Source organism: Arthrobacter sp. B055-34 (assembly GCF_059090425.1).
Genome location: NZ_JBNHFQ010000006.1, coordinates 287,656 through 310,788, shown reverse-complemented (window position 1 = coordinate 310,788; position 23,133 = coordinate 287,656). Strand labels below are relative to the sequence as shown.

General features: G+C 64.7%; 27 protein-coding genes. 11 read left to right on the top strand and 16 right to left on the bottom strand.

The annotated features are described in order from the left end of the window. Window positions 1–192: 192 nt before the first annotated feature. The 4 genes from AC5RWO_RS13885 to AC5RWO_RS13870 all read right to left on the bottom strand — a co-directional run bounded on the left by AC5RWO_RS13885 (window position 193) and on the right by AC5RWO_RS13870 (window position 3,005). On the bottom strand, window positions 193–447 hold the full coding sequence (locus AC5RWO_RS13885) for a type B 50S ribosomal protein L31 (protein WP_074702428.1): 255 nt from the start codon (window positions 445–447) through the stop codon (window positions 193–195). A gap of 176 nt (window positions 448–623) precedes the next feature. After that, window positions 624–1,430, bottom strand: a complete 807-nt coding sequence (locus AC5RWO_RS13880; protein WP_498731995.1) for a TrmH family RNA methyltransferase — start codon at window positions 1,428–1,430, stop codon at window positions 624–626. Beyond that, window positions 1,427–2,203 carry a sulfite exporter TauE/SafE family protein gene (locus AC5RWO_RS13875; RefSeq protein WP_498731993.1) on the bottom strand — a complete coding sequence of 259 codons (777 nt, stop codon included), beginning with the start codon at window positions 2,201–2,203 and terminating at the stop codon, window positions 1,427–1,429. The genes AC5RWO_RS13880 and AC5RWO_RS13875 overlap by 4 nt, the downstream gene beginning before the upstream one ends. A gap of 13 nt (window positions 2,204–2,216) precedes the next feature. Then, window positions 2,217–3,005, bottom strand: a complete 789-nt coding sequence (locus tag AC5RWO_RS13870) for an ABC transporter ATP-binding protein (RefSeq protein WP_498731992.1) — start codon at window positions 3,003–3,005, stop codon at window positions 2,217–2,219. A gap of 131 nt (window positions 3,006–3,136) precedes the next feature. Between AC5RWO_RS13870 and serB the strand changes: the two genes are divergently transcribed. Continuing rightward, window positions 3,137–4,030: a phosphoserine phosphatase SerB gene (gene serB, locus AC5RWO_RS13865; RefSeq protein ID WP_498731990.1), complete on the top strand. Its 894-nt coding sequence runs from the start codon at window positions 3,137–3,139 to the stop codon at window positions 4,028–4,030. A gap of 118 nt (window positions 4,031–4,148) precedes the next feature. Here the strand turns inward: serB and AC5RWO_RS13860 are convergent, their stop codons facing one another. Further along, window positions 4,149–4,901 (bottom strand): SDR family oxidoreductase, encoded by a 753-nt coding sequence (locus AC5RWO_RS13860; RefSeq protein WP_498731989.1) that lies wholly within the window; start codon window positions 4,899–4,901, stop codon window positions 4,149–4,151. Between the two features lie 153 nt (window positions 4,902–5,054). Next, window positions 5,055–5,777, bottom strand: coding sequence for a beta-ketoacyl-ACP reductase (locus AC5RWO_RS13855; RefSeq protein WP_498731988.1), 723 nt, complete (start codon window positions 5,775–5,777; stop codon window positions 5,055–5,057). 154 nt (window positions 5,778–5,931) lie between these two features. Here AC5RWO_RS13855 and AC5RWO_RS13850 point away from each other — a divergent pair, with 154 nt between their 5' ends. Genes AC5RWO_RS13850 through AC5RWO_RS13840 form a run of 3 tightly spaced genes read left to right on the top strand, consistent with a single transcriptional unit; the run spans window position 5,932 to window position 7,610 of the window. After that, window positions 5,932–6,468 carry a DUF3099 domain-containing protein gene (locus tag AC5RWO_RS13850; protein WP_498731987.1) on the top strand — a complete coding sequence of 179 codons (537 nt, stop codon included), beginning with the start codon at window positions 5,932–5,934 and terminating at the stop codon, window positions 6,466–6,468. Beyond that, on the top strand, window positions 6,465–6,713 hold the full coding sequence (locus AC5RWO_RS13845; protein WP_498635335.1) for a hypothetical protein: 249 nt from the start codon (window positions 6,465–6,467) through the stop codon (window positions 6,711–6,713). The genes AC5RWO_RS13850 and AC5RWO_RS13845 overlap by 4 nt, the downstream gene beginning before the upstream one ends. Window positions 6,714–6,716: 3 nt before the next feature. Further along, window positions 6,717–7,610 (top strand): SURF1 family cytochrome oxidase biogenesis protein, encoded by an 894-nt coding sequence (locus tag AC5RWO_RS13840; RefSeq protein WP_498731986.1) that lies wholly within the window; start codon window positions 6,717–6,719, stop codon window positions 7,608–7,610. Between the two features lie 26 nt (window positions 7,611–7,636). Here the strand turns inward: AC5RWO_RS13840 and AC5RWO_RS13835 are convergent, their stop codons facing one another. Then, window positions 7,637–9,235: an ABC-F family ATP-binding cassette domain-containing protein gene (locus AC5RWO_RS13835; protein WP_074702438.1), complete on the bottom strand. Its 1,599-nt coding sequence runs from the start codon at window positions 9,233–9,235 to the stop codon at window positions 7,637–7,639. A 184-nt stretch (window positions 9,236–9,419) separates the two neighbouring features. Here AC5RWO_RS13835 and AC5RWO_RS13830 point away from each other — a divergent pair, with 184 nt between their 5' ends. The 4 genes from AC5RWO_RS13830 to ypfJ are packed head-to-tail and all read left to right on the top strand — an operon-like array spanning window position 9,420 to window position 12,354. After that, window positions 9,420–10,082, top strand: a complete 663-nt coding sequence (locus tag AC5RWO_RS13830) for a biotin transporter BioY (protein ID WP_498731985.1) — start codon at window positions 9,420–9,422, stop codon at window positions 10,080–10,082. A 1-nt stretch (window position 10,083) separates the two neighbouring features. Further along, entirely contained in the window at window positions 10,084–10,791 is a 708-nt protein-coding gene (locus AC5RWO_RS13825; protein ID WP_498731984.1) for an energy-coupling factor ABC transporter ATP-binding protein, read from the top strand. After that, window positions 10,788–11,411, top strand: a complete 624-nt coding sequence (locus tag AC5RWO_RS13820) for an energy-coupling factor transporter transmembrane component T family protein (RefSeq protein WP_498731983.1) — start codon at window positions 10,788–10,790, stop codon at window positions 11,409–11,411. The genes AC5RWO_RS13825 and AC5RWO_RS13820 overlap by 4 nt, the downstream gene beginning before the upstream one ends. A 37-nt stretch (window positions 11,412–11,448) precedes the next feature. Further along, window positions 11,449–12,354, top strand: coding sequence for a KPN_02809 family neutral zinc metallopeptidase (gene ypfJ, locus AC5RWO_RS13815; RefSeq protein ID WP_498731982.1), 906 nt, complete (start codon window positions 11,449–11,451; stop codon window positions 12,352–12,354). Window positions 12,355–12,359: 5 nt separating this feature from the next. Here the strand turns inward: ypfJ and AC5RWO_RS13810 are convergent, their stop codons facing one another. The 7 genes from AC5RWO_RS13810 to AC5RWO_RS13780 all read right to left on the bottom strand — a co-directional run bounded on the left by AC5RWO_RS13810 (window position 12,360) and on the right by AC5RWO_RS13780 (window position 18,335). Next, entirely contained in the window at window positions 12,360–13,148 is a 789-nt protein-coding gene (locus tag AC5RWO_RS13810; protein ID WP_498731981.1) for a Pr6Pr family membrane protein, read from the bottom strand. A 133-nt stretch (window positions 13,149–13,281) separates the two neighbouring features. Next, complete coding sequence (locus AC5RWO_RS13805; RefSeq protein ID WP_074702443.1) at window positions 13,282–13,611, bottom strand: metal-sulfur cluster assembly factor; 330 nt, start codon at window positions 13,609–13,611, stop codon at window positions 13,282–13,284. Between the two features lie 2 nt (window positions 13,612–13,613). Then, a complete protein-coding gene (sufC, locus tag AC5RWO_RS13800) occupies window positions 13,614–14,378 on the bottom strand; it encodes a Fe-S cluster assembly ATPase SufC (protein ID WP_139003598.1) in 765 nt (254 codons plus the stop codon). 60 nt (window positions 14,379–14,438) lie between these two features. Beyond that, complete coding sequence (locus AC5RWO_RS13795) at window positions 14,439–14,798, bottom strand: non-heme iron oxygenase ferredoxin subunit (RefSeq protein WP_208574393.1); 360 nt, start codon at window positions 14,796–14,798, stop codon at window positions 14,439–14,441. After that, window positions 14,798–16,081 carry a Fe-S cluster assembly protein SufD gene (sufD, locus tag AC5RWO_RS13790; protein WP_498731980.1) on the bottom strand — a complete coding sequence of 428 codons (1,284 nt, stop codon included), beginning with the start codon at window positions 16,079–16,081 and terminating at the stop codon, window positions 14,798–14,800. The genes AC5RWO_RS13795 and sufD overlap by 1 nt, the downstream gene beginning before the upstream one ends. Further along, window positions 16,081–17,565 (bottom strand): Fe-S cluster assembly protein SufB, encoded by a 1,485-nt coding sequence (sufB, locus tag AC5RWO_RS13785; RefSeq protein ID WP_498732008.1) that lies wholly within the window; start codon window positions 17,563–17,565, stop codon window positions 16,081–16,083. Before sufB ends, sufD begins: the two co-directional genes overlap by 1 nt. Beyond that, window positions 17,565–18,335 (bottom strand): helix-turn-helix transcriptional regulator, encoded by a 771-nt coding sequence (locus AC5RWO_RS13780; RefSeq protein ID WP_498731979.1) that lies wholly within the window; start codon window positions 18,333–18,335, stop codon window positions 17,565–17,567. The genes sufB and AC5RWO_RS13780 overlap by 1 nt, the downstream gene beginning before the upstream one ends. Before the next feature lie 131 nt (window positions 18,336–18,466). Between AC5RWO_RS13780 and AC5RWO_RS13775 the strand changes: the two genes are divergently transcribed. Genes AC5RWO_RS13775 through AC5RWO_RS13765 form a run of 3 tightly spaced genes read left to right on the top strand, consistent with a single transcriptional unit; the run spans window position 18,467 to window position 21,131 of the window. Continuing rightward, window positions 18,467–19,417 (top strand): ABC transporter ATP-binding protein, encoded by a 951-nt coding sequence (locus tag AC5RWO_RS13775; RefSeq protein WP_498731978.1) that lies wholly within the window; start codon window positions 18,467–18,469, stop codon window positions 19,415–19,417. Continuing rightward, entirely contained in the window at window positions 19,414–20,157 is a 744-nt protein-coding gene (locus AC5RWO_RS13770) for an ABC transporter permease (RefSeq protein ID WP_074702450.1), read from the top strand. Before AC5RWO_RS13775 ends, AC5RWO_RS13770 begins: the two co-directional genes overlap by 4 nt. 5 nt (window positions 20,158–20,162) lie before the next feature. Next, on the top strand, window positions 20,163–21,131 hold the full coding sequence (locus AC5RWO_RS13765; RefSeq protein WP_498731977.1) for a COX15/CtaA family protein: 969 nt from the start codon (window positions 20,163–20,165) through the stop codon (window positions 21,129–21,131). On the opposite strand, the gene AC5RWO_RS13760 is transcribed toward AC5RWO_RS13765, so the two are convergent. Beyond that, on the bottom strand, window positions 21,128–22,036 hold the full coding sequence (locus tag AC5RWO_RS13760; RefSeq protein ID WP_498731976.1) for a dihydrodipicolinate synthase family protein: 909 nt from the start codon (window positions 22,034–22,036) through the stop codon (window positions 21,128–21,130). The two genes, AC5RWO_RS13765 and AC5RWO_RS13760, sit on opposite strands and share 4 nt — an antisense overlap. 38 nt (window positions 22,037–22,074) lie before the next feature. Next, window positions 22,075–23,040, bottom strand: coding sequence for a heme o synthase (locus tag AC5RWO_RS13755; protein WP_498731974.1), 966 nt, complete (start codon window positions 23,038–23,040; stop codon window positions 22,075–22,077). Window positions 23,041–23,133 lie beyond the last annotated feature (93 nt).

Genomic DNA, 23,133 nt, shown 5'->3' with positions numbered 1-23,133 from the left:
CGCCCTAGTCGCCGAAGAAGGACTCTGGATCCGCTCCGGATGGGCAGGCAGGCCATGAAACACGCCCGGGTCATACACACTTTTTTGCCTATAAGCCCGCATCCTAACCTCCCGAGGGCGTGAGGTTCCGTTAAAGCACGAATGCCCGCACCAGAACGGTACGGGCATTCGCGGAAAGCTGTGGGCGAAGAATTACTTCTTGCCGAAGCCCTTGAAGCGTGCGTTGAAGCGCTCCACACGGCCGGCGCTGTCCATGATGCGCTGCTTGCCGGTGTAGAACGGGTGCGACTCGGAGGAGATTTCAACCTCGATCAGCGGGTAGGTGTTGCCGTCTTCCCACTCAACAGTCTTGTTGGAACCAACAGTGGACTTGGTCAGGAAGGAAACGCCGGACGCCAGATCGCGGAAAACAACCGGGGCGTACTTCGGGTGAATATCAGACTTCATTGTGTAACCTTTGATCGCGCCCCTGGATTTTGCCAGCGGCTTTAAGGATTGGAAAGAGAGCAGTCCACACAGGACCAGCAATAAACACTACCGTATCCAAGCCCCCACGTCGAAACCGGAAGGCAACCCGGCTTGGCAGCGGGCCCGTCACGGCGCGCACCCATGCTCCGGACATTTCAGTCCGGGCGACAGGCCCAGAAAGCCACCGCGCTGGCGGCTGCCACGTTGAGGGAATCCACGCCCGCGCGCATGGGGATCATGACTTTCAGGTCGACGCCGGCCAGGGTCTCCGGCAGCATACCTGCTCCCTCGGTGCCCAAGACCAGGGCGAGCTTGTCGAAATCGCGTGACTCGAGTTCATCGAGGGTGATGGCGTCCTCGGTAAGTTCCAGCGCCGCCGTCGTAAATCCTTCTTGGCTCAACAGGGCGAGTTCACCCGGCCAGTCGTCCAGCCGTGCCCACGGGATCTGGAAGACCGTCCCCATACTCACCCGGATGCTTCGGCGGTAGAGCGGGTCCGCGCAGCGGGGGCTGATCAGCACCGCGTCCATGCCCATGGCGGCAGCGGAACGGAAAATGGCGCCGACATTGGTGTGGTCCACGATGTCTTCCAGCACGGCCACCCGGCGGGCGCCGGAGAGAACCGCGGCGACCGGCAGCGGGGCAGGGCGGTTCATCGCGGCCATGGCACCGCGGTGCAGGTGGAAGCCGGTGATTGCTTCGAGGACCTCGGGTGCGCCGACGAACACCGGGACATCCGGGAACTGCGTGATCACATCCTCCAGGTCCGCCAGCCATTTCTCGGCCAGGAAGAAGGACCGCGGGGTGTGGCCGGCGGCGACGGCCCGGCGCAGCACCTTGGAACTCTCCGCAATGTACATGCCTTCGGCCGGTTCGCGGCGCCGGCGCAGCGCCGTGTCGGTCAGCTGGGTGTAGTCGGCCACGCGGGGATCCTGGGCCGAGGACAGATACTGCAGGTTCATGCGATGAGGTTCGAAATCATCACGTAGAGCGCCACGAGGCCGAGGACAACGATGATGCCGCGCAGGACAATAGGCTTGAGCCGCCGGCCCACGGCGGAGCCTGCCAGGGCGCCGATGAGGGAACTGACCGCGATGATGAGCACCACCCACCAGTCGATCCGGTCGAACGCGAAAATCATGTAGGAGATGGCGGCAATGATGTTGACGCCCAGCACCAGCACGTTCTTTATGGCGTTGGCCTGCTGGATGGTGCCGTGCAGGAACACACCAAGGATCCCGACCAGCAGGACGCCCTGGGCGGCGACAAAGTAGCCGCCGTAGACCCCGGCGAAGTAGACCAGGAACAGCAGCACCCAGGGGTGGCTCTTCTCCCGGGCCTGGGCGGCCTCGCGTTCACGCACCCACTTCTGCAGCCGGGGCTGGAAGACCACGAACAGCAGGGCGATCACGATCAGGAATGGGGCGGCGTATTCAAAAACTGCTTCGGGCAGGTTCAACAGCAGGGCCGCTCCGGAGATGCCACCGAGCAACGAGGCAGGCAACAGGACCTTGAGGGTGCTGCGGAGCCCGGAAAGTTCACGACGGTAGCCGTAGACTCCCCCGACGTTCCCGGCGATCAGCCCCATGGCGTTGGAGATGGTCGCCGTCACCGGGGCGAAGCCAAGCGCCACCAAGACGGGGAAGGTGACCAGTGTTCCGGAACCGACAATGCTGTTGATCGTTCCGGCCCATAGCCCGGCCAGGGCAATGATTCCAGCCTGCAGTAAATCCATCGAGGGGCAGGGCTTAGCTGCGCCGTGCAACGGCGGTGTAGCGGCCGCCGTCTTCCCTGAGCTCAAGCGGCATATCGAAGGCCGAGCTGAGATTCTCTTCGGTCAGGACTTCGGTTATGGGGCCCTGCGCCACCACGCCGCCTTCACGCAGGAGCATGGCATGGGTGAACCCCGGCGGCACTTCTTCGAGGTGGTGGGTGACCAGGACCAGGGCCGGAGCGTCCTCGTCGGCGGCCAGTTCGCTCAGGCGCTGCACCAGGTCCTCGCGGCCGGCCAGATCCAGTCCGGCGCCCGGCTCATCCAGCAGCAGCAGTTCCGGATCCGCCATCAGCGCACGGGCGATCTGCACGCGCTTGCGTTCGCCTTCGCTCAGGGTGGCGAACGGGCGGTTCAGGAAGGTGGACATGCCCCACTGGTTCAACAGTCGGAAAGCGCGGCGTTCGTCCATCTTTTCGTACTGCTCGCGCCAGCGCCCGGTGACACCGTAGGAGGCCGTCACCACGACATTGAGGACCGTTTCATGCTCGGGTATCTGACTGGCCAGCGCCGCGGACGCCAGACCGATCCGGGGCCGCAGCTCAAAAACATCGACCGCGCCCATAGTCTCTTCCAGGATCCCGGCTTCGCCCTTGGTGGGATGGAGCCGGGCACCGGCTATCTGCAGCAGCGTCGTCTTGCCGGCACCGTTCGGACCGAGAATAACCCAGCGCTCACCATCCTTGACCTGCCAGTCGACGCTGTCAAGCAGGGTCTTGCGCCCGCGGACAACACTGACTCCGGCAAATTCAAGAACATCGCTCATAGCAGTAGACATTAGGCTAAAAGCCGTAGCATTCGCCAAACGCTACGCCGGTTACCGATAATGGTATCCGGCACATTTCCCCGTTGTTTTCGCCGTCCGGCCCCACTGTGAAGAATAAGGATCAACCGCGCATGCTCTCGCTTTTCCGCGTTGTCTCATACGGCGTCGAGCTCCCCGACGACTACCTTGCCGCCGTCCAGCAGGCCGTATCGGAAGCCGGCGGGGACATAGTGGAACTGGAAAACTTCAAGAACGACCGCTTCCAGGCCACCGTACTGACCGTGGGGTACGACGGCGATTCCGCCGGCGGCCTCTCGGCGTTTCGGGCGGCGGTCAAACCGCTGATCACCGATACGTTGGGAACGGCGGTGATGCCCGCTGAACTGGCGGGACGACACCGCAAGCTGCTGATCATGGACGTGGACTCCACGCTGATCAAGCAGGAAGTGATCGAACTGCTGGCCGAGCATGCCGGCAAGGCTGCAGAGGTCGCTGCCGTGACCGAGGCGGCAATGCGCGGCGAACTGGACTTTGCCGAGAGCCTCCATGCGCGGGTGGAGACGCTGCGGGACCTGCCCTTGGACGTAACCGACCGGGTCCGGGAGACGGTTGAGCTCTCTGACGGTGCGGCCGATCTTGTGGAGGCATTCCTGGATGCGGGCCATGTGGTCGCGGTGGTATCCGGCGGCTTCAGCCAAATCCTCGATCCGCTGGCCTCGGAGCTTAAACTCACCTACTGGCGGGCCAACCTGCTGGGCTCCGCGGAGGGTGCGCTGACCGGGCTGGTTGATGGCGCCGTCGTCGACCGGGCGGCCAAAGAAGCCTCGCTGCGCGAGTGGGCCCAGGTCGAGGACATCGACCTGGCGCACACCATCGCGATCGGTGACGGTGCCAACGACCTCGACATGCTGGCCGCTGCCGGCCTTGGCGTGGCCTTTAACGCGAAACCGGCCGTGCGTGAGGCCGCCGACGCCGCGATCGACATCCCTTATCTGGACGTCGTCAGGCTCTTCGCCGGTGTCTGACCCGCTTCGGTAGCCTTTGAGCTTCCCCGGCGGCGCTTTCTGCCCTACAGGTTAACCACCGGCGGCTGCCGCGGAAGTACTCCGCTGCAGCCGCCGGCTCGGGTCCCGGTTGAGGGGCTCAGGCCTGGGCGTTCTGGAACCAGTCGGCTCCGCCGACCAGCTCGGTGTGTCCCGAAGGAACGTCCGCCGTCGCCATCTTGGCAATCTCCACGGCAAACTCCTCGACCGAATACAGCTTTCCTGCCGCCTCACGGCGGGCCTCGATGGCCCCGGGTGCCGCGCGGTCCAGCAGGGTGGCGGTCACGGTGCCTTCGATCATGTCGCCGGAGACCACCACCAGCGAGATGCCCTTCTCTTGCAGCGCCGGCAGCTCGGCCCGCAAGGCGTCCTCGCCGGCCCGCTTGCTCCGGGCCACCGGCTCATACTCCGGCATAGTGGGGACGGTATCGATGAAGTGCGCCTGGTGGCTGGTGACGAAGACGACGCGCGAACCCGAGGGCATGACGTCCACCGCGGCCTTGAGCATGTTCACCTGGGCGTCACGGTTCAGGCGCATGGCGTAGTCCTCGCCCAGCCCGGTCTCCATGCCGCCGGACGCATTGAGGACCAGCAGGTCCAGTCCGCCGAAGTTTTCCTTGGCCGCGTCGACCAGCGCCTGAGCGCCTTCCGGTACGGTGAGGTCCGCGCCGACCGCCACCGCACGGCCGCCGGCTTCTTCGATCTGCGTCACTACCTTGTTGGCACGGGGCGCCTTCTGGCGGTAGTTGATGACCACGGACGCGCCTTCAGCGGCGAGGTTCTTCGCTACGTCTGCGCCGATCCCGCGGGATGAACCCGTCACGATGGCCGATTTGCCTTCCAGTGCGCCCATGGCTGCTCCTCAATTCTTGCGGGGGAAATTCCCCTGCGCCTCCTTGTAGGAAACGCTTAACGGTAATGGTTGTCTGCTTCCATACTGCCAGTCCGCGAAGCCGGACCTGTTGTAGGAAACCGACAAAGCGCAGCCGAGGCGGCCGGATCGGCGCTAGTGCCCCATGCCGAGGCCGCCGTCAACGGGGATGACGGCGCCGGAGATGTAGGCGGCCTCGTCGCTGGCGATCCAGCGGACCACATTGGCCACCTCCTCCGGTTCGGCGAAGCGGCCGGCGGGAATGCTGGCCAGGTAGCTCTTCTGAGTATCCTCGGGCAGCTCGGCCGTCATGTCCGTATTGACGAACCCCGGCGCCACCACATTGGCGGTGATGCCGCGCGAACCGAGCTCGCGGGTCAGCGACCGTGCCATGCCGATCAGGCCGGACTTTGACGCGGCGTAGTTGATCTGGCCGGGGGAACCATAGAGGCCGACAACGGAGGAGATCAGGACAACGCGGCCCTTGCGGAGCCGGATCATGCCCTTGGAGGCCCGCTTGATGACGCGGAAGGCGCCGCCAAGGTTCGTGTCCACGACGTCGGTGAAATCGTCTTCGCTCATCCGCAGCAGCAGCGTGTCGCGGGTGATGCCGGCATTTGCCACGACTACTTCCACCGGACCGTGGGCGGCCTCGACCTCGGTGAAGGCTGCGTCAAGGGAAGTGGCATCGGTGACGTCGGCCTTGACGCCCAGCAGACCCTCGGGAACGTCACCGCTGCGGTAGGTGATGGCTACCTTATCGCCGTTGGCCAGAAAGGACTTGGCGATGGCCAGTCCGATCCCGCGGTTGCCGCCCGTGACCAGGACGCTTCGCCCGGTCTGCTGTTCGTTGCTCACTTTTACCTCCGTTGAACGCGGTTTATTTCTAAAGAATCCTAGCCTTCTGCAGGCTGCGGACCCGCATGTGACCATGGCGATCCCGGCGATCCCGGCCACGGACTTCGTCTGGGTTCCGGCACGTGGGAGAATTGAGGTGGGTCTTTGGAGCGTGATGAATAAGCAGCCAGATGATGATCGGGAAGTCCTCAGCATTACGGATGTCCCCGAAAGCCACACGGACGAGATGCACCGTCGGATGGTCAAGTATTCCCTTGCGATGGGAATCCGCTTGGCCTGCCTTCTGCTGTTCTTTTTCATCGACGGCTGGGCCAGGTGGCTCTTTGTTGCCGGAGCAGTCTTCCTGCCCTGGATCGCGGTCGTGATTGCCAATGGCGGCAGCGACCAGAGCAATCTCAAGCACAGCGATGCGTTGCTGGACCGCGTACCCGCCGGCGAACTGGAATCTGCGGAAGCCGCTGCGAAGGCCGCTGAACCCGTGGTGGTGCCCGGCGAGATCGTGGACGAGGAACAGGAAACCGGCACGGCGGCAGGCCCGGCCGCACCCGGCGAAGACGCGGAACGGGCAACCGGCTCGGAAACAGTTCACCGGCGCGCAGGACCTGCCGCACCGGTTCATGACAGCTATGAGGTCTTCGAGGGCAATCTGAGCCCGGTGACGAAGCGCCGGAAGGACGAAAGCGCCGCGTGAGTATTTTTGACCAGCTGTCCGGAGGCGGGCAGCCAATGCCGGCTGAGACGGTGTGTTCCAGAAAGGGCTGCCGCGCTGCCGCGGCTTGGCAGGTGCGGTGGAACAACCCGAAAATCCACACGCCCGAACGGCGGAAGATCTGGCTGGCCTGTGAGGACCACCGCGGTTGGCTGGAAGACTATCTCAAGCTGCGCGGGCTGTGGCGCGATACCCAGCCGCTGGACACTCCGGTAGAGGGAAGCTAGCCGATGTACCGTTTTCTGTTCAGCGCGAAGTGGCTGGGCTGGCTCCTTCTGGTGGCGTTGCTCGCCTCTGTGTGCGTGCTGCTGGGCAACTGGCAGATGGACCGCAGGGACCAGGCCCACAACGTTATTGCGGCGATTGAATCCAATTACGACGCCGACCCTGTCGATTTTGAAACCGTGCCGGATATCTTCGCCGAAGCCGACGACGCCGATGAATGGACGCCGGTGGTGCTGCGCGGCGAGTATGACGAAGCGGGCCAGCGGGTGGTGCGCAACCGCCCGCTCAACGGCCGTCCGGGATACGAGGTCCTGGTCCCGTTGAGGCTGGACTCAGGCCCGGCGGTCGTTATCAACCGCGGTTGGCTGCCGATTGGCAATGACGTGGCCGGCCACCCGGACACGGTTCCGGCAGCCCCGGAGGGTGACGTCACCGTCGTCGCACGTGTTAAGCCCGGTGAGTCATCAGTGGACCGCGGCGCTCCGGAGGGACAGCTGGCATCGATCCAGCTCGACGAGTATGCAGCCGAGCTGGACTACCCGGTCTTCACAGGCGGCTACGGCTTGATGGCGGCCGAAAATCCCGCCCCGGCTGAGCGTCCCACCCTCATGCCCAAGCCGGCGATCGATGAAGGCCCGCACCTGTCCTACTCCATGCAGTGGTACGCCTTCGGTGTGCTGTTCTTCGTCGGCTATGGCTATGCCGCCCGGCAGCAGGCAAGAATGGACCGGCTGCAGGAGGAAGATGAAGAAGCCGGCTACCACGAGGCCAATCCCGCTCCACGGCCGGCCGCGCAGAAGCGTTCCCGCAAGCGCCCCAGCGCAGAGGAAGAAGAAGACGCTGTGCTGGACGCCCAGGGCTTCCGCACGGATGGCTCGCTGCTGAGCGAGCGGGACTAAGCCCGCCGCCAGCAGCAGCCGCAGCGCTACGCGAGCGTGACCAGGTCCAGATAGCTCTCGTTCCAGAGGTCCTCCACGCCGTCGGGCAGCAGGACAACGCGCTCCGGGTTCAGCGCTTCCACTGCCCCCTCGTCGTGGCTGACCATGACGACCGCGCCGCTGTAGTTGCGCAGCGCCCCCAGAATCTCGGCACGGCTGGCGGGATCGAGGTTGTTGGTGGGCTCGTCGAGCAGCAGTACGTTGGCCGAGGAAGCAACAATGGTGGCCAGCGCTAGACGGGTCTTCTCACCGCCGGAGAGTACGCCGGCAGGCTTGTTGACGTCGTCGCCGGAGAACAGGAACGAGCCCAGGATGTTGCGTACTTCGGCGTCCTGCAGATCCGGGGCGGCCGTGCGCATGTTTTCGAGCACGCTGCGTTCGGTATCGAGCGTTTCATGCTCCTGCGCGTAGTAGCCGATCTTCAGCCCGTGCCCGGGAATGACCTCGCCGGTGTCCGGCGAGTCCACGCCGGCGAGCATCCGCAGCAGCGTGGTCTTGCCCGCACCGTTCAATCCCAGAATCACTACCCTGGAACCGCGGTCAATGGCCAGATCCACGTCGGTGAAGATTTCCAATGAGCCGTAGGACTTGCTCAGCCCCTCGGCCGTCATCGGGGTCTTGCCGCAGGGAGATGGATCCGGGAAACGCAGCGCTGCGACCTTGTCGCTGGCACGTACGGCATCCAGTCCGCTGAGCAGCCGCTCGGCCCGCTTGGCCATGTTCTGCGCTGCCACGGCCTTGGTGGCCTTGGCGCGCATCTTGTTGGCCTGGTCCATCAGGACGCCGGCCTTCTTCTCCGCATTCGCGCGCTCACGCTTGCGGGCGCGCTCATCGGTTTCGCGCTGGAGCTGGTAGCGCTTCCAGTTCATGTTGTAGATGTCGATGGTGGCGCGGTTGGCATCGAGCAGGAAGACCTTGTTGACGGTGGCTTCGAGCAGCTCGGTGTCGTGGCTGATCACGATCAGCCCGCCGTGATGGTTCTTCAGGAACTCGCGAAGCCAGCTGATGGAATCGGCGTCCAGGTGGTTGGTGGGCTCATCCAGCAGCATGGTGTCGGCTCCCGAGTACAGGATCCGGGCCAGTTCAACACGGCGGCGCTGGCCGCCGGAAAGAGTTTTGAGCGGCTGGTTCAGGATCCGCTCCGGCAGCGCCAGGTTGGAGGAAATCGCGGCCGCTTCCGCTTCCGCAGCATAGCCGCCGCCAGCAAGGAACTCGGCTTCGAGCCGGTCGTAGCTGCGCATGGCCTTGGCCTGGACGTCCGCATTCTCGCTGGCCATGTCGGCCTGCGCGGCCCGGAGTTTGCCGGAGACGATATCCAGCCCGCGGGCGGAAAGAATCCGGTCGCGTGCCAGCTGGTCCATGTTCGGCGTCCGCGGGTCCTGCGGCAGGTAGCCAATGTCTCCGCTGCGGGTGACCTGGCCTGCGGCCGGAATGCCCTCGCCGGCGAGAACCCGGGTCAGGGTTGTTTTGCCGGCACCGTTACGGCCCACCAGCCCGATCTTGTCGCCCTTGTCCACACGGAATGACACCGCGTCCATGAGCAGACGGGCTCCAGCGCGCAGCTCAAGATCATTAACGGTAATCACAGGTGGGACCTCTCCAAAGGGAATATAAGGGAATGTGCAGTACACGATGCTGCAGAAATCAGCCTTTCCAGTCTACCGGCCCGTATGACTTCGAAGGAAACCTACAAACGATCCTTGCCGCGCAGGCGCTATTCTCGGTAGTTGGGGTAGACACGTTGTCCCCATGCCATAGAAGGAGCTTTCGATGCCGAAGCAGTCCGCCCACAATCGGAACCTTGCAGCCTCCGACGTCGTCGGCGGCTCCCCTGCCGCCGGAAACGCACCTCGCCGCCGCTCCTGGAACGGCACCGATCTGGCCCTCATCGGCGTCTTCGCCGCCCTGACCGCCGCATCGATCGCTGTTCCCCCGATCCCGGCCGGCAATATCCTCGGTGTGCCCATAACGCTCCAGACCATGGTGGTTGCCTTGGCCGGACTGGTTCTCGGCGGCGCCCGAGCGTTTGCCGCGGTGGGACTGTATGTGCTCCTTGGCCTGGTCGGCCTGCCCATTTTCGCCGGCTACCAAGGCGGTTTGGGCGTGCTGGCGATGGGTTCGGCCGGCTATCTGCTTTCCTTCCCCTTCGCGGCGGCTCTCATCGGGGTGCTGGCGCGGCCGGCGCTTCGGCGGGCCCGCAAACTGACGACGCTGACCACGCTGTGGCTGTTCGCGGCGGCCACCGCAGGCACCGTCCTGACGCATCTGTGCGGCATCGCCGGCATGATGCTCAACGGCCAGCTGGCCTTCGGTGCTGCGCTGGTTGCCGACCTGCCGTTCGTCCCCGGGGATCTGGTCAAGAACGCCGCGGCTGCTGCAATCGCCGTCGGCATCCACAAAGCCTTCCCTGATCTGCTTCGCCGGCCCCGCTGAAATGATCAAATTCCGCGACGTCCTGGTCCGTCCCGACTTCGCCGAAGACGCAGCACCGATCCTGTCCGTGCCGCATTTGGCGCTCGGGGAGCAGCGCATCAGCATCATCGGCGCCAACGGCTCCGGTAAATCCACCCTGCTTAAACTGATCAACGGCTTGGTCCTCCCCGACGTCGGTACCGTGGATGTTGACGGCCGTGATACGGCCAAGCACGGAGCCGCGGTACGGCGGAAGGTCGCATTCGTCTTCACCGACCCTCTGTCCCAGCTGGTCATGCCCACGCCGCTCGAAGACGTCGAGCTGTCGTTGCGGCGGATCCACCGAAACCGTACCGACCGCCGGAACGCGGCAATGGAAATCCTTTCCGGTTTCGGCCTCGCCGCCCTGGCCGACCAGAGCATCTACCAGCTCTCCGGCGGGGAGCGTCAGCTCGCTGCCCTGGCCAGCGTGCTGGCAGTGGATCCGGATGTGCTGGTGCTGGACGAACCCTCCACCCTGCTTGATTTGAAAAACACGCTGCTGCTGCGGGACCGGCTGGCCTCGCTGCCGCAGCAGGTCATTCTGGCTACCCATGACCTGGAACTGGCCCGGGACAGTGGACGCACGCTCGTCGTGGACTCAGGCAGAGTGGTTTACGACGGCGATCCGCCCGCCGCCGTGGACTTTTACCGCAGGCTTTGCGCCGGCATCTGGGAGTCGACGCCGTGAGAGGCCGGGCCCACCTGATCAGCGCCTACGTACCCGGGCGGAGCTGGCTGCACCGGGCGCCACTGCTGCTGAAGTTCCTGCTGCTTGCCGCAGCCGGCATCACGGTGCTGGCCCTCCCCGGCGCCCTCCCCCGCACGGCGGTTCTGGCCGTCGTCGTTGTCCTTCATGTAGCCGCGGGCCTTCCGCTCCGGAAGCTCGTGACTCCGCTGCGCGCCATGTGGCTTTTCCTGCTGGTAGTGGTCGCCTACCGCTGGTGGGTCGACTCGCCGACCGGGGCACTGGCGGTGGTGGCGGCCCTGCTGACCTGCATCTATGCGGCCAATCTGCTGACCTCCACCACCGAGACCCAGCGACTGCTTGACGGGCTCGTTGCGGCCGTGGCTCCCTTGCGGCGGTTCGGCGCCGATCCCGAGCGTTTCGCCCTGACTATCTCCTTGATGCTGCGCAGCATCCCGTACCTGCTCGGGTCCCTGCACGATGTCCGGGATGCGGCCAAGGCCCGCGGGCTTGGCTCGTCCCCGCGCGCCATCGTGCAGCCCGTCATCATCGGCGCGGTGGCCTATGCCCGGCAGACCGGGGACGCCCTGGCCGCACGCGGACTCGGGGAAAAGGAGCAATAGCGCCTCCACCGGCGGCCGGCGGCGCTATTCTAAGCCCATGAGTTTCAACCAGGGCTCCCGGCTGGACACGTCCCAGGTCCAGGACCGGCGCGGTGGCATGGGCGGCAAGATCGCCATCGGCGGCGGCGGATTGGTGGTGCTCATCGCCTCGCTGCTGGGGATTCCACCGGAGCTGCTGCAGGGGCTCGGACTCGGCTCCGGAACTTCAGTGCAGCAGGAGGCCACGGGGCCGGACAGCATTTCGGCCCAGTGCGAGACCGGCCAGGACGCCAACACGCGCCGCGACTGCCGGGTAGTGGGCACGGTCAATAGTCTCAACCGGTTCTGGGGCGAGGAACTCCCCCGCTTCAACATGACGTACCCGCGGCCGTCCGTGGTGCTTTTTGACGGCCAGGTCAGTACCGGCTGCGGCACGGCTTCCAGCGCCGTCGGACCGTTTTACTGCCCAGCCGATACCACTGCGTATTTCGACACCGGCTTCTTCGACCAGCTGACCGACCAGCTGGGTGCCGCCGAGGGCCCGCTGGCCGAAGAATATGTGGTGGCTCACGAGTTCGGACACCACATCCAGAACCTGACCGGAGCCATCAATTACTCGCAGCAGGATCCCCAAGGAGCCGCTTCCGGCGCCGTCAGGGTCGAGCTGCAGGCAGACTGCTATGCGGGTGTCTGGGCCGGCAACGCCACCGAGCAGATCGACGAGAGGACCGGCCGCCCGTTCATGCAGCCCATCGGCCGGGACGACCTGCGGGACGCGCTTTCGGCGGCAGCCGCCGTCGGCGATGACCGGATCCAGCAGGCCAGTACCGGCCAGGTCAACCCCCACACCTTTACGCACGGTTCGAGCGAGCAGCGGCAGGCGTGGTTTGTCCAGGGCTACGAGACCGGCGATCCGGCACAGTGCGATACCTTCAGCGCCACCGATCTGGACAACCCCTCGTAGCAGCTTCAGCCGGCCGACGGCCTGTCCGGCTGGATCTTCGTACTGGCGGCAACGCCGTCCACATCGGTATCGGTGCCGGAACCGTCGTCGGGACCAAAACCAGGGAGGTAGCCGTCGGGCTCCCGTCCCATCCGGGCGTCCAGGAGCAGAAAGAGGAACCCGGCTCCCAGCCAGATCAGCAGCAGCAAAAGGCCGTTAACAACGACGGCGGCAAGCGGGTTGGCCCCGGCGTCGAGCGGAGGGTAGGGGTACCAGCCGGTGGCGGCGCCGCGGACGAGACTACCGATGAGCCAAATGGCGGGATACAGCAATGACCAGACTATGGTCTGCAGGCTGATCCGTGGGCGGGGCCCGAAGATGAGCCAGCCGGTCACGGCCAGCACCGGGACGGCATAGTTCAACATCCGGTCGGACATTACCGCCGTGCCGCTGAGCGCGGTGAAGTCCGGCAGTCCCCGGAACGCCGTGAACTGGAACAGGAAAACGAGCAGGACGGCTATCAGCGAGACCGCACGCACGGCCCGCCAGACCGGACCCGCCACGCGGGCAGAGTCCATCAGCAGGCTCAGGGAGACCATGAAGACCAGCACATTTGCCTGGACACTGAAGTAGCCCAGATAGTTCCACCACAGGTGCGCCGGTTCAAGGGCATAGGCTGGCGATTCGAGCATAGCGATTACCTGAAGCACCAAGCCGAGGACGGCGGCCAGCGCCACCACCCCGTGGTACATGCGTGCCACGAAAACTTCGTCGTAGCGTCCGCTGGCGGACCTGGTCACGGCGACTTCACCCATAACCTTGATGCTAGCGCCGAAGCTTCGCCGGCGGGGGTTTAACCGACCAGAGGGCCGGGTCCCGTTTCCGGTCCCCGGCCCTCTGTCGGGGCGCACTTCTGCAGGGAAGTCCGCCCATCAGCAATAAGGCTGATTAGATATTGAAGCCGAGCGCCCGCATCTGGTCGCGGCCGTCGTCGGTAATCTTCTCCGGACCCCACGGCGGCATCCATACCCAGTTAAGCCGCCAGTCATCGACAACGCCGTCCAGCGCCTGGGCAGTCTGCTCCTCGATGACATCCGTCAGCGGGCAGGCAGCCGTGGTCAGGGTCATATCGATCAGCAGCGCGCCGTCCTCGGCGTACTTCAGTCCGTAGAGCAGGCCCAGGTCGACGATATTGACGCCGAGTTCCGGGTCAATGACGTCTTTCAGGGCCTCTTCAACATCCTCGAGAGAGGTCTGCGAAATGTTGGCTTCGGTCATGATCAGGCCTTTGCTGCAGTCGGCAGGAAACGGTCGTAGCCTTCTTCTTCCAGACGGTCGGCCAGCTCGGGGCCGCCCTCTTCGGCGATGCGTCCGTCGACGAACACGTGGACGAAGTCAGGCTTGATGTAGCGCAGGATGCGCGTGTAGTGGGTGATGAGCAGGGTGCCCATCGCTCCGGTTTCGTGGACACGGTTGTGGCCTTCGGAGACAACCTTCAGCGCGTCGACGTCCAGGCCCGAGTCGGTCTCGTCCATGATGGCGAACTTCGGCTTGAAGAGTTCGAGCTGCAGGATCTCCACGCGCTTCTTCTCGCCGCCGGAGAAGCCTTCGTTGACGTTGCGCTGGGCAAAGTCCGCGTCGATGCGCAGCTGGCTCATGGCTTCCTTGACATCCTTGGTCCAGGTGCGCAGCTTCGGAGCTTCGCCGTCCAGGGCAGTCTTGGCCGTGCGCAAGAAGTTGGTCATGGTCACGCCGGGCACCTCGACCGGGTACTGCATGGCCAAGAAGAGACCGGCGCGGGCGCGCTCGTCCACGCTCATCTCCAGCACGTCTTCGCCGTCCAGGGTGATAGAACCGGAGTCCACGGTGTAGCGCGGGTGGCCGGCGATGGTGGAGGCCAGCGTGGACTTGCCCGAACCGTTGGGGCCCATGATGGCATGGATCTCGCCGGTCTTGATCGTCAGGGACACGCCCTTGAGGATTTCCTTCTTGCCCTGCTCAGTCTCAATGCTGACGTGCAGGTCCTTGATTTCCAGAGTAGACATCTGTCTGCTTTCTCCTCTGCAGCCGTTCTGCCCGGCCGCGGTGTGAAGTTCGTAAAGTTTTTAGTGCAAATCCGGAGCGGGAGCTCCATTGGTGACCGTGGTGACGTCGACGTACACGTCGTCGCCATCCAGCTCCAACGCGAAGACCGGGACCGGCTCGAAGGCCGGCAGGCTCAGCGGTTGGCCGCTGCGCAGGTCGAACTGCGAGCCGTGGCCCCAGCATTCGATGGTGCCGTCTTCGACATCGCCCTCCGACAGGGAATAGTCCTCATGCGAACAGGTGTCACCCAGCGCATGGAGGCCGCCCTCGGAGTCCCGGACGATGGCGACCGGATAGTCGTCGACCAGGATGCGCAGCGCCGCCTTCACCTGAATGTCGGAGGCCCTGCACACCAGCTTGCCGCGTGGAGCTTCGGACATCAGAAGTTCCCTGCCGCCAGTTCCCGCTCAACAGCCTCGGTCAGGCGCTCTTCGAGCGCCGGAACCTTGATCTGCTGGATGATCTCGTTCAGGAAGCCTCGTACCACCAGGCGGCGGGCGGTCTTCTCGTCGATGCCGCGGGCCATCAGGTAGAACAGGTGCTCGTCGTCGAAGCGGCCGGTGGTGCTGGCATGGCCGGCGCCATCGATCAGGCCCGTCTCGATCTCGAGGTTCGGCACGGAGTCCGCCCGGGCGCCGTCGCTGAGGACCAGGTTGCGGTTGGCCTCGTAGCTGTCGGTTCCTTCGGCTTCCTTGCGGATCAGGACATCGCCCACCCACACGGTGTGCGCGTTCTCGCCTTGCAGGGCACCCTTGTACAGCACGCGCGACTTGCAGTTCGGCACTGCGTGGTCGACGAACAGGCGCTGTTCCAGGTGCTGGCCGGCGTCGGCGAAGTACAGGCCGAACATCTCGACGTCGGAACCGGTCTGCTTCAGCCGTGCGGACGGCGTGACCCGGATCAGGTCGCCGCCAAGGCTGACCACGACGTGCTTGAACTTCGCGTCACGGCCGACCTTGGCCTGCTGCGAGGAAGCGTGTACAGCGTCGTCGTCCCATTCCTGGACGGAAACCACGGTCAGTTCCGCGCCGTCCTGCACGTCGATCTCGACGTTCTGGGAGACGGTGGCGCTGCCCTTGTGGTCCAGCACGACAACAGCTTTGGAGAATTTCTCCGCGACGATCACGATGTGCTGCGCGGACGGGTCCTTGCTGCTGCCGGTCACCGAGATGCCTACGGCGGTCTCGATGCTGGCCTCGGCCGGGATGGTCACCACGGTGGCTTCGCTGAAGGCTTCCCAGGCCGCCGCGGAAACGCGGTCCTCCGGGATGCCGGCGCTGCCGATGCGCGCGTCGTCGCGGCCCACGGTTTCCACCGTGATGCCGGCCGGACGCTCGGCGCCTTCGGGACCGGTGACGGCAACGGAGGGCGCGGCGCCGGTCAGCGCCTGGGTGTGCAGTCCACGCAGCCGCTTGAGCGGGGTGAAGCGCCAGTCTTCTTCGCGTCCGGTCAGGACAGGAAAATCCTCGACCTTGTACGAAGTCAGCCGGCCGGCGCGCGAACTGTCCGGAACGCCTACGCCGCCGCCGTGGCTGTGGCTCTTGGCGCTGGCGCCTGCCAGTGGGGAGTTGTCCGGGTTCGCCGGCGAGAGGTTTTCGCCCTCTTCGGTGAAGCCGTCAATGGCCGGAGCACCGATCCTTGCTTTTTCAGTGATCTCAGTCATTAACCTACGGATCCTTCCATTTGCAGTTCGATCAAGCGGTTCAGCTCAAGCGCGTATTCCATCGGCAGTTCGCGGGCGATCGGCTCGATGAAGCCGCGCACGATCATGGCCATGGCTTCGTCTTCGGCCAGGCCGCGTGACATCAGGTAGAACAGCTGCTCTTCGCTGACGCGGGAAACGGTTGCCTCGTGGCCCATGGTCACGTCGTCCTCACGGACGTCGATGTACGGGTACGTATCCGAGCGCGAGATGGTGTCCACCAGCAGCGCATCGCAGACGACGCTGTTCTTCGAGTTCTTGGCACCTTCGCGGACCTGGACCAGGCCGCGGTAAGCCGAGCGGCCGCCGCCGCGGGCCACGGACTTGGCCACGATCGCGCTGGAGGTGTTCGGCGCGAGGTGGACCATCTTGGAACCGGTGTCCTGGTGCTGGCCCTCGCCGGCGAAGGCGATGGACAGAGTCTCGCCCTTGGCGTGTTCGCCGACCATGTACACGGCCGGGTACTTCATAGTGACCTTGGAGCCGATGTTGCCGTCGATCCATTCCATCGTGGCGCCCTCGTGTGCAATGGCACGCTTGGTGACCAGGTTGTACACGTTGTTGGACCAGTTCTGGATGGTCGTGTAGCGGACGCGTGCGCCCTTCTTCACGATGATTTCGACGACGGCGGAGTGCAGCGAGTCCGACGTGTAGATCGGGGCGGTGCAGCCTTCGATGTAGTGGACGTAGGAGTCCTCGTCGGCGATGATCAGCGTGCGCTCGAACTGGCCCATGTTTTCCGTGTTGATGCGGAAGTAGGCCTGCAGCGGGATTTCGACGTGGACGCCCTTGGGGACGTAGACGAAGGATCCGCCGGACCAGACGGCGGTGTTCAGCGACGCGAATTTGTTGTCGCCCACCGGGATGACGGAGCCGAAGTATTCTTCGAAAATCTCCGGGTGTTCCTTCAGACCGGTGTCAGTGTCCAGGAAGATGACGCCCTGGGCTTCCAGGTCCTCGCGGAGCTGGTGGTAGACAACCTCGGACTCGTACTGGGCGGCGACGCCGGAGACCAGGCGCTCACGCTCGGCCTCGGGAATGCCGAGCTTTTCGTACGTGTTGCGGATGTCCTCGGGAAGGTCTTCCCAGGTCTTGGCCTGCTTTTCGGTGGACCGGACAAAGTACTTGATGTTGTCGAAGTCGATGCCGGAAAGATCCGCGCCCCAGGTCGGCATGGGCTTGCGGTCGAAGTACTTCAGGCCCTTCAGTCGCAGATCGAGCATCCACTGCGGCTCGCTCTTCTTGGACGAGATGTCGCGGACAACCTCTTCATTCAGTCCGCGACGTGCGTTGGCGCCGGCGTCGTTCTTATCTGCCCAGCCATATTCATAGTTGCCGATGCCGTGCAGCTCGGGGTTCTTCTCAAGAATTTCGGAAATGGTGGTGTCCGGCACGTCGGTGCTACCGACGGCGTCCTGGACTCGCTGATCCACTTGGTCCGTCATCACGGCCTCTCTTGCAGATTGATGGATACTCTTCTGGTGCCTGCCGTCGGTCCGGAATCCCGGACCGCAGACTTTGTTCGGCCCACTGGTATATGGGTCGTACAAACATGTCCCCCGCTGGCCAGCGTGGACAGACGCCTGACGTCTACCCCCAGCAGGCGGGAGAAAACTTCGGTTTCACTGTCGCAAAAGACAGGGAAATCAGCAGCCAGCTGCTGGACGGGGCAGTGCCCCTGGCAGAGCTGGACCGCGAGCATGGTGCTGTGTGCGGCCTTGGCGCCCACCACCGTGGTGGACCCGACAAAGCCGTCCTCGTTCAGGGCCTTCGCCAAGGCCTCGGCCCGCGCCTCTACGGACTCCCCGGCGGCTTCGACCACGGGACGGTACCGCCGCTCCATGTCTTCGTAACGCTGGCGCGCAAACTCCGCTACGGCGTCGGGGCCGGCAATGCTGCCCAACGTACTGAGGGCTCCGCGTGCTATGTCAAGATAGTCATTGCCCAGTTTCGACTGGCCCTGCCGGCTGAGGACGTATTTGCGGGCCGGCCGCCCGGCGCCGGTGGCGGAATTGGCCACCATTTTGACCTCGATGAGGCCGCCGCGGGACAGGGCATCGAGGTGGCGGCGGACCGCAGCCGGCGTGAAGCCGAGGCGATCGCCGAGCTCGGCGGCACTAACGGGACCGTGTTCCAGGACTGCGCTCAGCACCCGGTCCCGGGTACGCTCCTCGGATTCCGCGGCCTGGGCGCGCGGAACAGCAGAGTTGTTCATGGAATACACAACACAATCATGACTTATTATCTTCCCGCCCTCCAGTAAGGCTGGCCTTAGCCTCCAAGCCGGAGCGCAAAGCGGCTGACGGCACCGCCCGCGGCCATCTCTACATCACGTAGAATGATCTGGTGCCTAACACCGAACCGTGCCTCGATATCCAGGGGCTCGTTAAAGATCTTGGGCCGGTATCAGCTCTAGACGGCAAGATGGTCAGGGTTATCGACGGCGTGCATCTGCGCGCCTTTCCCGGCCAGGTAACGGCCCTGCTCGGCGCCAACGGAGCCGGCAAGACCACCACCCTTGAATGCGCCCAGGGCCTGACCCGGCCGAACGGCGGAACTGTGCGCCTGCTCGGGCAGGACCCCCATGAAGCCGGCGCCCAACTGCGCAGCCGTGTGGGGGTAATGCTCCAGGAAGGCGGCCTGCCCCAGGCCATTCGCCCCATCCCGCTGCTCAGGCACGTCGCGGGCATGTACCGCAGCCCCCGCGATGTGGATGCGCTGGTCAAGCGCCTGGGCATCGACAATTTCGGGAACACACCCGTGCGGCGGCTCTCGGGTGGCCAGAAACAGCGCGTTGCCCTCGCCGCGGCACTGGTCGGAGACCCCGAAGTCCTCTTCCTCGACGAGCCCAGCGCCGGACTCGATCCGCAGTCCCGGGCGGTCGTTTTCGATCTCATCCAGGAACTGCGGACAGAGGGCCTGGGTATTATCCTCACAACCCACCTGATGGACGATGCCCAGCGGCTCGCGGACTACGTTTTCATTATCGACGCCGGCAAGACAGTTGCGCACGGCACCGTCGCCGAACTGACGAAGGCAACCGACGAAAGCAGCGGCGTCGAACGGCTGCTGACCTTCGACTCCCGCCCCGGGCTGGATCTCACCGGCCTCGCAGGCCTGTCCGTCCATGAGACGGTACCTGGCCGGTACACCGTAGCGGGCAATCTGATCCCGGCCGATCTTGCCGCGCTGGCAAGGTTCTGGGAAGAACAGGACATCATGCCTACTGCCATCCACATGGCTCCGCGATCACTCGAGGACGTGTTTCTGGACATTTCCGGGAAGGGGCTGCGGTGAACGCGCCTGCCTCCCTGGCCCGCCGGGTCCTCCTGCAGGGCCGTTACGAAACCATGACGATGCTGCGCAACGGCGAACAGTTGCTGATCGCCGTCATCCTGCCGCTCATGGCCCTGATCGGCCTGACGATCACGCCGTTGCTCGACGAGTTCACCGATAGCCGGGTCGATATGGCCGCTCCGGGTGTGCTGGCCCTGTGCGCTGTATCGACCGGGCTGACCGGCCAAGGCATCGCGACCGGTTTCGACCGGCGGTACGGGGTGCTGCGGTTCCTCTCCACTACACCGCTGGGGCAAAGCGGACTGATCCTGGGCAAGGTCATAGCCGTCCTGTCTGTGCTCGCCATCCAGGTGGTCGTCATCGGAACGGCCGCCCTGCTGCTTGGCTGGAGCCCGGAACCGGGCGGGATCCTGCCCGCGGCCGTACAGCTCATCCTAGGTGCCGGGGCCTTCACCTCGCTGGGACTTCTGATCGCCGGCACGGCCCGGCCGGAAGCAACGTTGGCCATCACGAACCTGCTCTGGGTCCTGTTGGCCGCTGCCGGCGGACTCCTGTTTCCCGCGGCAAGCTGGCCCGATGTCTACGAACCCGCCGCCCAGCTGCTGCCCTCGAGTGCTTTGGGAGATGCCCTGCGCAGTGCCCTGATGGACGCCGAGTTCAACCTCACGGCATCGATTGTCCTGCTGGCCTGGACGGTGCTCGCCGGCCTCGCCGCTATCCGCTGGTTTAAATGGAGCTGACCTAAGTGACTATTGAGCAACTGACGCGCCGACTGCCGGGCTCCCCCAACAAGACCGTCCGCGGTCTGGCCGTCGCCTCGCTCGCCTCCGAAATCCTCATCATCGTGACCGGAGGCGCGGTCCGGCTGACCTCTTCCGGCCTGGGCTGCCCCACCTGGCCGAAATGCACGCCGGAATCCCTGGTCGCCACGCCCGAGATGGGCATCAACGGCGCCATCGAATTCGGCAACCGGCTGCTGACCTTCCTGCTGGCGGCCGTCGCCTTCGCAATGCTGGTCTCCGTGTGGAAAATGGCGCAGCGTCGCAAAGACCTGTTTTACCTTTCCGTCGCACTGCTGGCCGGTATCCCGGCCCAGGCCATCATCGGCGGCATCACGGTCTGGACGCAGCTCAATCCCTGGGTGGTCGGGTGCCACTTCGTCGTGTCCATCACGATGGTTGCCGCAGCCACAGTCCTCGTCCACCGGGCCTGGCTGGACAATGACCAGGCGGGCACGGTCCAGCAACAGCGCTCGACGGCGACTGTACGCCAGCTGCTTTGGGCCAGCGCGGTCCTGACCTTGGTAGCAATCGTGCTGGGAGTCATCGTGACCGGCTCCGGCCCGCATGCGGGCGACGCAGAGGCCCCGCGGAACAACCTGGATCCTGACCTGATGACGCGCGTTCATGTGGCGCCTGTCTACCTGCTGGTTGCCACCGCCGTCGTACTTCTGGTCATGGTGCACCGGTACGCGCAGCTGGCCGAACTGCGCCGGCCGATGGTGCTTTTCGCCGTCGTTATTCTGCTGCAGGGTGCCATTGGCTACGTCCAGCACTTCACCGGGCTGCCCATCGTGCTGGTAGGCCTGCACATGCTTGGCGCCGCGCTGCTCGCCGCCGCCTGTACACATGTTGTGTACGTGGGCGTCACCCGGCAGCCGCTCTCCGCGCAAGGCTCGCACTCAACCGGTCAGAAGCAGGTTCACAGCAGCTAGACGGAGGCGGGGTCCGGCAGGGCGTCGAGCAGCCGGGCCAGCTCACGCTGGCTGCTGCCGGGCAGCGGGAGCAAAGGCCGCCGCGGATCGCCGGCGTCCACCCCCGCGGCGCGGGCCAGAGCATAGAGATTGCTCAGTTTCCGCAGACTGTTGAAGTAGTTCAGCAGCGGCGCCAGGACCTGCCGGGCCTCGACCAGTTGGTCCGTATCCGCGTTGACCACCGCATCGCGCAGGAGGCGGTAGTGATGCGGCAGCACCGAGGCCGGCCCGCTGTGCCAGGCATCCGCAGCTGCACCGGCTTCGCCGATGAGGACATCACCGCTCATCCCGTGGCTGAAGCCCTCCGGAACCATCCTCCGCAGTTGTTCATCCCGGTGCAGGAAGGTCTCGGCATCGGCAGCGGATTCCTTCACAGCCACGATATTGCGCACCCGGGCCAGCTCCGCGATGAGTTCCAGGCTGAACGTGAACTGCGTTGTCACGGGATTGCTGTAGAGACAGATGGGCAAGGCGGTGGACGCTGCCGCCGCCAGGGATTGGGTGTGCACCTCATCCTCATTGAGCGGCACGTAGGACACCGTGGAGACCAGGAGCCCGTCCACACCGGCGGCTTGCGCGTCCTCGATGTTCAGCAACAGCTCACGCGTTCCCACGGCGCTGACCCCGCCAATCACCGCAAGGTCAGGATTTGATGTCTTAATTGCTTTGACGCCGACCTCCAGGACCTGCCGCCGTTCAGCACGGTCCAGGTAGGCGAAGCTGCCGGAGCTGCCCAGGATGGCGATTGAATCAACTCCGGAGACAGCCAGCTCCGCCAAGTGGCGTTCGAGTTCGTCGAAGTTGATCGCTCCGTCCGGCCGAAACGGAGTGACGGGATACGCAATGAGGCCGCGGAAGACTGTCATTGGGCCATCCTAGAACACGGATGGCCCAATCGAGCGGGCTAGAGCGCGGCGAAGACCGGGCCGCCCACAAACGGATCCACGGCCAGGGCCAGGAACAGTACCGTCAGGTAGCTGATGGAGCCGTGGAAGACCCGCATGGCGGACTTGTTGGTGGTTTCCACCGTCTCGGTCCCGCGCTTGGCCAGGCTGTAAAGCCGGTGGGATTCGTAGACAAACCAACCGCCACCGAGCAGCGCGGCGATGGTGTATACCCAACCGGCGCCGCCCACCGGGGCAAGCAGCAGCGAGCAGGCCAGTGTGGCCCAGGCGTAGAGAACCACCTGGACGGATACCTGGCGTGCGCTGGCGATGGCGCCGAGCATCGGGACGTTGGCAGCGTTGTAGTCGTCGCTGTACTTCATCGACAGCGGCCAGTAGTGCGGCGGAGTCCAGAGGAAGATCACCATGAACAGGATCACAGCAGGCCAGGCAACGGTATTGGTCACCGCGGCCCAAGCGATTAGTACCGGGAAGCAGCCGGCCGCGCCGCCCCAGACAATGTTCTGCGCAGTGCGGCGCTTGAGGATCAGCGTGTAGATGACCACGTAGAAGAAGATGGCGCCGACCCCGAGCATGCCTGCCAGCGGATTGGCTCCGAACCACAGCAGTACCACTGCCACGATGCCAAGAATCCAGGAGAATACCAGCGCCTCGCGCGGAGTCACCTCGCCGGTCACCAGCGGCCTGTTCTCGGTCCGCTGCATGAGCTTGTCCATGTCCCGGTCGATATAGCAATTGAATGATCCGGCCGATCCGGCTGCCAGGGCTCCGCCGATCATGGTGGCCGCCATCAGCCAAATATCCGGAAAGCCGCCTTGCGCGAAGATCATCGTGGGCAGCGTCGTGACGAGCAACAGCTCCATGACACGAGGCTTGGTGAGCGATACATAGGCCTTGGCCTTGCGTCCGAAACCGGTCTTTACGGGTGCGTCAGCTACCTGTTCCGGAGCGCTCTGGATCTTCAAGGAAAAAACCACTCAGTTCTGCTGGAGATGATCTGGGTATCAGCGTAGCCAGCGCGGCCACGGCACGCGGCGCCGCCCATCCGGGCAGGCAAG

What these genes read in the sequence shown, in the direction of transcription:
- AC5RWO_RS13885 (WP_074702428.1), bottom strand. Translation starts at nt 447, where the DNA reads ATGAAGTCTGATATTCACCCGAAGTACGCCCCGGTTGTTTTCCGCGAT.
- AC5RWO_RS13880 (WP_498731995.1), bottom strand. Translation starts at nt 1,430, where the DNA reads ATGAACCTGCAGTATCTGTCCTCGGCCCAGGATCCCCGCGTGGCCGAC.
- AC5RWO_RS13875 (WP_498731993.1), bottom strand. Translation starts at nt 2,203, where the DNA reads ATGGATTTACTGCAGGCTGGAATCATTGCCCTGGCCGGGCTATGGGCC.
- AC5RWO_RS13870 (WP_498731992.1), bottom strand. Translation starts at nt 3,005, where the DNA reads ATGAGCGATGTTCTTGAATTTGCCGGAGTCAGTGTTGTCCGCGGGCGC.
- serB (WP_498731990.1), top strand. Translation starts at nt 3,137, where the DNA reads ATGCTCTCGCTTTTCCGCGTTGTCTCATACGGCGTCGAGCTCCCCGAC.
- AC5RWO_RS13860 (WP_498731989.1), bottom strand. Translation starts at nt 4,901, where the DNA reads ATGGGCGCACTGGAAGGCAAATCGGCCATCGTGACGGGTTCATCCCGC.
- AC5RWO_RS13850 (WP_498731987.1), top strand. Translation starts at nt 5,932, where the DNA reads ATGAATAAGCAGCCAGATGATGATCGGGAAGTCCTCAGCATTACGGAT.
- AC5RWO_RS13840 (WP_498731986.1), top strand. Translation starts at nt 6,717, where the DNA reads ATGTACCGTTTTCTGTTCAGCGCGAAGTGGCTGGGCTGGCTCCTTCTG.
- AC5RWO_RS13830 (WP_498731985.1), top strand. Translation starts at nt 9,420, where the DNA reads ATGCCGAAGCAGTCCGCCCACAATCGGAACCTTGCAGCCTCCGACGTC.
- AC5RWO_RS13825 (WP_498731984.1), top strand. Translation starts at nt 10,084, where the DNA reads ATGATCAAATTCCGCGACGTCCTGGTCCGTCCCGACTTCGCCGAAGAC.
- ypfJ (WP_498731982.1), top strand. Translation starts at nt 11,449, where the DNA reads ATGAGTTTCAACCAGGGCTCCCGGCTGGACACGTCCCAGGTCCAGGAC.
- AC5RWO_RS13810 (WP_498731981.1), bottom strand. Translation starts at nt 13,148, where the DNA reads ATGGGTGAAGTCGCCGTGACCAGGTCCGCCAGCGGACGCTACGACGAA.
- AC5RWO_RS13805 (WP_074702443.1), bottom strand. Translation starts at nt 13,611, where the DNA reads ATGACCGAAGCCAACATTTCGCAGACCTCTCTCGAGGATGTTGAAGAG.
- sufC (WP_139003598.1), bottom strand. Translation starts at nt 14,378, where the DNA reads ATGTCTACTCTGGAAATCAAGGACCTGCACGTCAGCATTGAGACTGAG.
- AC5RWO_RS13795 (WP_208574393.1), bottom strand. Translation starts at nt 14,798, where the DNA reads ATGTCCGAAGCTCCACGCGGCAAGCTGGTGTGCAGGGCCTCCGACATT.
- sufD (WP_498731980.1), bottom strand. Translation starts at nt 16,081, where the DNA reads ATGACTGAGATCACTGAAAAAGCAAGGATCGGTGCTCCGGCCATTGAC.
- sufB (WP_498732008.1), bottom strand. Translation starts at nt 17,565, where the DNA reads ATGACGGACCAAGTGGATCAGCGAGTCCAGGACGCCGTCGGTAGCACC.
- AC5RWO_RS13780 (WP_498731979.1), bottom strand. Translation starts at nt 18,335, where the DNA reads ATGAACAACTCTGCTGTTCCGCGCGCCCAGGCCGCGGAATCCGAGGAG.
- AC5RWO_RS13760 (WP_498731976.1), bottom strand. Translation starts at nt 22,036, where the DNA reads ATGACAGTCTTCCGCGGCCTCATTGCGTATCCCGTCACTCCGTTTCGG.